At 32.9% G+C, this 6483-nt stretch carries 6 protein-coding genes; all 6 read right to left on the reverse strand.

Going from position 1 to position 6483, the window contains the following annotated elements:
• Positions 1–38: 38 nt before the first annotated feature.
• On the reverse strand, positions 39–1322 hold the full coding sequence (locus M997_RS09740; protein ID WP_064719927.1) for a cystathionine gamma-synthase family protein: 1284 nt from the start codon (positions 1320–1322) through the stop codon (positions 39–41).
• Positions 1323–1645: 323 nt separating this feature from the next.
• Positions 1646–2446, reverse strand: coding sequence for a MetQ/NlpA family lipoprotein (locus tag M997_RS09745; protein WP_064719928.1), 801 nt, complete (start codon positions 2444–2446; stop codon positions 1646–1648).
• A 416-nt stretch (positions 2447–2862) separates the two neighbouring features.
• Positions 2863–3198 carry a carbapenem self-resistance protein CarG family protein gene (locus M997_RS17735; RefSeq protein WP_239994660.1) on the reverse strand — a complete coding sequence of 112 codons (336 nt, stop codon included), beginning with the start codon at positions 3196–3198 and terminating at the stop codon, positions 2863–2865.
• A gap of 191 nt (positions 3199–3389) precedes the next feature.
• Positions 3390–3767 carry a lysozyme inhibitor LprI family protein gene (locus M997_RS09755; protein ID WP_239994659.1) on the reverse strand — a complete coding sequence of 126 codons (378 nt, stop codon included), beginning with the start codon at positions 3765–3767 and terminating at the stop codon, positions 3390–3392.
• A 301-nt stretch (positions 3768–4068) separates the two neighbouring features.
• Positions 4069–4923 (reverse strand): HAD family hydrolase, encoded by an 855-nt coding sequence (locus tag M997_RS09760; protein ID WP_064719930.1) that lies wholly within the window; start codon positions 4921–4923, stop codon positions 4069–4071.
• A gap of 41 nt (positions 4924–4964) precedes the next feature.
• The gene (locus M997_RS09765; RefSeq protein ID WP_064719936.1) at positions 4965–6299 is read right to left on the reverse strand and encodes an aminotransferase-like domain-containing protein; all 1335 of its coding nucleotides are present in this window, start codon (positions 6297–6299) and stop codon (positions 4965–4967) included.
• Positions 6300–6483 lie beyond the last annotated feature (184 nt).

Below are 6483 nucleotides of genomic sequence, written 5' to 3' on the forward strand. Positions count from 1 at the left end.
GTTCTGGTGTTTTTTATTCACCTATAATAGACTAAAAATTAAGCGGCATCTAAAGCTTGAGCTAAGTCTGCAATTAAATCTTGAGGATTTTCAATACCAATTGATAAACGAATTGTTGTTTCTTGAATACCAATATTATGGCGCAACTCGATAGGTACACCTGAATGTGTTGTTGAACCAGGGTGGCATGCCAATGATTCTGTCCCTCCAAGACTAACTGCAAGTTTAAAAATTTTCATTGCATTAAGGAAACGGAAAGCTTCAGCTTCTCCACCTTGAATATCAAATGAAAATGTTGAACCGGCACCAGTACACTGTTTAGCAAATACTTTTGCTTCAGCTGAAGTTTCATCAGCGAAAGGTAAATAGTGAATGGTCTCTACTTTTTGGTGGTCACGCAGAAATTGTGCAACTAATAAGGCATTTTGATTTGCCTTTTCCATGCGTATTTGCAAAGTTTCTAAAGAGCGGCCTAGCATCCAGCATGAATGTGGGTCGAGTTGAGTACCAATGGCACCTCTTAATAGACGAATTTGATTAATTAGTTGACGTGATCCCATTGCAGCGCCTGCGACTAAATCTGAGTGTCCGCCGACATATTTCGTTAACGAGTAAACGGAGATATCCGCGCCTTGTTCAATAGGACGTTGATAGACAGGTCCTAATAAGGTGTTATCACAAACAATAAGAGGACGATAGCCTTGAACTTGTTCAAGATTATCTGCAACTAATTTTAACGCAGTAATATCAACTAATGAGTTGGTTGGGTTTGCTGGTGTTTCTGCAAAAATAACGGTTACACGCCCTTTCTGGCTTGCCTTTTTAGCTTGCTCTTGAATAAGGTCAATATTTAAACCATCAGTAAAAGGTGTTGCTTGAATACCAAACTTAGCGAGTGTTTTGGCAATTAATGTTTCTGTTCCACCATAAAGCGGTTGAGAATGCAAAATAACATCACCGGGTTGAGTTAGTGCCATTAATGTCGTTGTTATTGCCGACATTCCTGATGAAAATAGTACACATGATTCTGTGTTCTCATAAAGAGCGAGCCTATCTTCTACAATCTCACTATTGGGCTGATTAAAACGAGAATAAACTAATCCTGCTTTTTCACCTTCAGGTAAAGGTTTTCTTCCACTCACCGTATCAAAAAAGGCTTTACCTTCTTCTGCACTTTTAAAAATAAATGTTGATGTTAAAAATACAGGCGGTTTTACTGAACCTTCTGATAGTAGTGGATCATAACCGTAACTCATCATTAATGTTTCTGGTGATAATTTATGCGACCCAATATATTGTTTTTCTAATTGAGAATTAGCCATTTTTCTTTCTTCTAGTTAGTAAAGGATGCACTATCATACTGAAAAAAATTCACGTTGTTAGATTGTTTTATAAAGAGTAAAAACTAGCAGTTATATAAACTTGCTATCACTGTTTACATAATTGAGGTTTAATATCGTAAAAGTTATTTTTATCGAAATTTAGCTACTTAGCTGTATTTCAAAAGCAGTAACTTTTACTAATAAAAATATTTATCACCAGCGGGAGCTATGGTTGGTTTTAAAGCAAATAGCTTAAAGGTAAATAGATTAATGCATATCAACTTACCTTTAATTAGGCGTAAAAAAATATATAAAACATAAAGTTACCAAGCTCTAACAGCATCGCCTTTATACATTTCTTTTACTTTTAATTCGATTTGTCGTGATTGAATAACATTAATGAGTCTTTTAATTTTTTCATCATTTTTATTATCTTCACGAGTGACAATAATATTTACATAAGGTGAAGTTTTGTTTTCTAAAATCAAGCCATCACGTGTTGCTAATAATCCCATTTGCGAAGAAAAGTTGTTATTAATAAAAGCAACGCTAATTGTTGGGTCGTTCAGTGCATCTGTTAGTTTTGGTGTATCAAATTCGACAAAAAAGAGCTCTTTAGGATTATAAACAATATCTTCAATTGTAGGTGAAAATCCAACACCTTCTTTTAATGTGATGAGTTGATTTTCTGCTAATAATAATAGCGCTCTGCCTCTCATACTTGCTTCATTTGAAATCGCCACATGAGCGCCAATCTCTAATTCATTAATATCACTTATTTTTTTTGAGTATGCTGCAAGCGGGAATATAAAGGTTTTGCTGGCAATATGAAATTTATAATTATGCTCTTTCATTTGAGTTTGAAGGTAAGGGATTGATTGAAACGCATTTGCATCTACTTCTTTATTTGCTAATGCTTTATTGGGAAGCACATAATCGTTAAAAGCAATAACTTCGACATCCAGTCCTTCAGTTAATTTTGCTAACCGGATGACTTCTTCCCAAATTACTTGATCGGGTCCAGTATTAATTGCCACTTTTACTTTATTCTCATCTTCTTGAGAACAAGATACGGTAAATAGCGTTATTGAGGCCAGAAGTAAACCCGTAATAATTTCCTTCATATCTCCCTCTTTAAACAGGCCACGATAAAAACGAATTTATCAGCAAATATTCCAACATAAGAAATATCTTAGTAATAGATTAATAACAAGGAACTAGAAATGATACAAGTAGTCTATGCATATAAAAAAAGGAATATTAACAGTACATTTATAATGTATTGTTTTATAAAGATAAAATAAACTAATCATAATTGGAGTGGTTGACTTTTTTTATATATTTTATTCGTTAATTATTTTATTAAAACAGCTGTCAGAAAATGCTTCATCTACACTAAGATAATCTACCTCTGTAACACAGTGAGATGAGAACTTCCATCTATATAGTTCTTCATTATTGTTTTTTTGTTCTGCTATTCTGTAGCTAGAAAACCGAATAGGTGCAGGGTTTAACAAATTGTTACCAATTTTTTCTAAGCTTAATAAAATAACGTAGCTTTTTTCTCAATAAATTTGAAATCAGAGATTTTTATATTAGTGTCTTTTATATAGCTATCATACAGGCTTGATGCATTAGCGTAGATTGAAGGAACGATATAAGTTCTGTCGTCATTGCCTTTTATATAAACAGTGACCATATCTACAGTTGTGGTGCTATTTAAGGCTCTTCTAGACTTAATCACTATGTCTTCAATACCGTCCCCATCAAAATCGATAAGATTAACACCATATTTCAGACCAATATCAAAAGACATTGCTGTAAATGGCATTAATGTAAAAAGTAACCCTACCCCAAGCCTCTTTATCTTATTCATTACATTGACTTCTTCTTTATTTGTGATCTGCGCATCAGACTACTTTGTAGCAATGATTAGTCAAGGGGATTTATGTTTCAAAATAATACAAAACTATTTTATTTAATAAATAAAATATTATCTAAAAATAGGTTTCTATTTATTACAAAAAAGAACATATCAAAAAATTTTAATTTCATTTGAAAATAAAATTAATATAAAGCAATGTAGTTTTTAAGATCGCCAATACGTTCTTTAGTTTTATCTTTTAAACAACTGCTGTATACCATTGGTGCTAAACTACCGCCTTGATAATAGTCTGCTTCATACTGGCAAGAGAGATTGCGGAAATTTATCCATACAACTTGGGCCTGTTTTAGTTGTTCTTTACGAATGTTATCGAGTTTTTCATGGTATTGCTGATAAATACGATTAAGTTCATCATCTTGCTGCTGAAAATCGAGTTGAACACATTGATTTATTTCTATTTGAGTTGCCGCATTACGACAATCAAAATTATCTGCTTGTATATGTATAGACCAAAATAATATACCACCAGATATTGCGCTTAATAAAATAAGTTTTTTCATTATACCATCCATCTATTAACTGAAATATGACTGAATAATATTTACTTTCACCGTAAAGGAAATCAAAGTAAATTATTTAAGATTGTAGCGATTTTTTTGAGTAACAATTCGATGAAGATCGACCTTAAATAAGCTATTTTCCTCTATCACTTTTAGATGAATTAATTTAGTTACAGTAATTATTTTTAACCTTTATTTATAATAAATATGTTTTTAATATAAATTAATAAAAAAACCAACTAACTTAAGTTGGCTTTAAAAAATAATTTTACTTTAGGATTATTTAAATGAAATTAATATTCTATTTCGTATTTACTCTATTTTTTCGTTCAAATAGTTTTAATAGTCCTTTAACTGTGACATCTAATTGGCTTTTTTCTGAAAAATCTGCTGGAAGTACATAATTGGCTCGCTCTTCTGCAATTAATTTTTGTACTTTATTTTGTGTTTTTGGTTCTTTCCACTTATCTATATCAAATACAGCAAGTGAAAAACCGCCTTGATAACGGATCATTTTCATCGATGGAATATCTGTATCGCCATCACCAAAATAGATCATTCGTTCAAAAGGAATATCTCGTTCTTCTAATTCGATAAATTCATTTACTGCTTCATTATCCCAAGCATTGCCAATGCCTTTATTTATTCTAAAAAGAAATTGGGTTTTTGTGGTGTAATTAATGGCTAATACTGGCCACAATGCTGTTTTGCCATTAGCCGAATAGTAATATTTACAAGCATAAATTTGTTCAAACTGTTGTCCAATAGCAGAACCCTTTATCATTTCAGTCAATCCGCTTGAAATAATATAATGTTTAATGTCTAAACCATGCTGTTGGCCATATTCATTAATCCGTTCAAACCACTCTTTGACGCCCTTAAACAGAGGAATAGATTGTCCGTGTTTTCTCAGATTTTCTTTACTTAATTGTTCTGAACCTAAGATATTTGCTTTTTCAGCTAATACACCAAGGTAAGATAAAATTTCATCGCCATCATTTTCTTTGGCTCGTTTTTTTACTTCTTGCCAAAATAAGCCTATTTCTTCAGGTGATTGAATACCTAAGCTAGGCATTACTCCATGTTGTGCACAATCTCCTTTAGCCAGTGTTCCATCAAAATCGTAAATTAGTGCACATTTGAGTCGGGTTTCCATTGTATTATTTCCCTTTTCTCTGCGGTTTGAATAATGATGCTCTATAGATCTATGTGATATTCAATAACATCACGAATTTTTGTCAATGCATCATGCAATAAATTGAGATCAATAGACGCTAATGCAATACGAATAGCATGAGGAATATGAGGTGTAGTTGCATAAGGTTCTGCTGTTGCAACCGAAATATGTAAACGACGTAGTGCAGCCGCTATTTGATCGGCTCTTGTTTTATCGGGTAATGGGATCCATAAAAAATAAGAGAAAGGATGACGAATTATTGTCATTTCCTTAAAAATATCATCAACCATTTTTTGTCGTAGTTGAGCATCTTTACGCAATAACGTTTCTAATTTATCAACGGTTCCTTCTTGTATCCAATGACAAACAATAGATGTCATTAGGGCCGGAGTATTCCAAGTAGTTACTCTCATTGCGCGTTCTATTAATAAAGTTTTTTGAGGTGGGGTAACTATAAATCCGACACGTAATCCAGATGCTACATTTTTAGAAAATCCAGAAATATAACAAGTAATATCAGGTGCTAGCGTGACAATTGCTGGTGGTGATTTTTTAACTAAAAAAGAGTAAGTTGCATCTTCAATTAAAAGAAAATGATATTTTCGTGCCAAATTAATTAACTGATGGCGTTGGGCTAGCGTTAAAACCCACCCCATCGGATTATGTAATGTCGGCATACAATATAATGCCCTAATTGCTCTCTGTTTACATAATATTTCCAGTTTTGCAAAATCAGTTCCTGTTGGTGTGATAGGTATGGCTACTATTTCTAAATGATGGGCTAATGCAGCGAGTTTAAATCCGGGATAACTTAATGCATCAACAGCAATAACATCCCCGGGTTTTAGTAAACCGAGCAAAGTGAGTGCAATAGCTTGCTGAGCACCACTCGTAATAACTATATTTTCAGGTTTTACTGTAATATTTCGTTTATTTAAATAGTTAGAAATAATTATTTTCTCATGTATTTTACCGCCATGAGGTTGATAACGCAAAAGAGATTCTATTTCACCAGAAGTTGAAAGTCGCTTTAATTCACTACGGAGAAGTTCTGCTTGAACAGGTAATGATGGATAATTAAAGTTTAAATCTAACATATCGGCGGCAGCTGGATTTTCTATACCATGATTTACTGGCAACGATAATTCTCTAACAAATGTCCCTCTTCCGGTTTCTCCACTAATTAGCCCCATATTTTCTAGTTCAGAATAAACTCGACTTGCAGTAGCTAGCGACATTTTATGCTCCGCAGCTAATTTTCTATGCGTTGGTAAGCGAGTACCCGGTAATAGTCTTCCCTCCCGAATATCTTCAGCAAATTTATCAACTAATAATTTATAGCGTGGTTGAACCATAGAAATTGTATCCATGACAATTATTTGATTGTCATGATTGTGCTCCATAATATAAAGCACAGCAAGTTACACGTTTACATGTAGATAAACTACATATAATCCTAAGCATAGAAAAATATAACTCTTTGCTTTTATTAAATATTAACCATAATAAAAAATGGATCATTTATGCAGCAAGTTAGTC

This window comes from Proteus hauseri ATCC 700826 (genome assembly GCF_001654965.1).
Taxonomy (GTDB): domain Bacteria; phylum Pseudomonadota; class Gammaproteobacteria; order Enterobacterales; family Enterobacteriaceae; genus Proteus; species Proteus hauseri.

Coding starts and splice junctions, on each gene's coding strand:
- M997_RS17735 (WP_239994660.1), bottom strand. CDS start 3,198: ATGAATAAGATAAAGAGGCTTGGGGTAGGGTTACTTTTTACATTAATG.
- M997_RS09765 (WP_064719936.1), bottom strand. CDS start 6,299: ATGGTTCAACCACGCTATAAATTATTAGTTGATAAATTTGCTGAAGAT.
- M997_RS09760 (WP_064719930.1), bottom strand. CDS start 4,923: ATGGAAACCCGACTCAAATGTGCACTAATTTACGATTTTGATGGAACA.
- M997_RS09755 (WP_239994659.1), bottom strand. CDS start 3,767: ATGAAAAAACTTATTTTATTAAGCGCAATATCTGGTGGTATATTATTT.
- M997_RS09740 (WP_064719927.1), bottom strand. CDS start 1,322: ATGGCTAATTCTCAATTAGAAAAACAATATATTGGGTCGCATAAATTA.
- M997_RS09745 (WP_064719928.1), bottom strand. CDS start 2,446: ATGAAGGAAATTATTACGGGTTTACTTCTGGCCTCAATAACGCTATTT.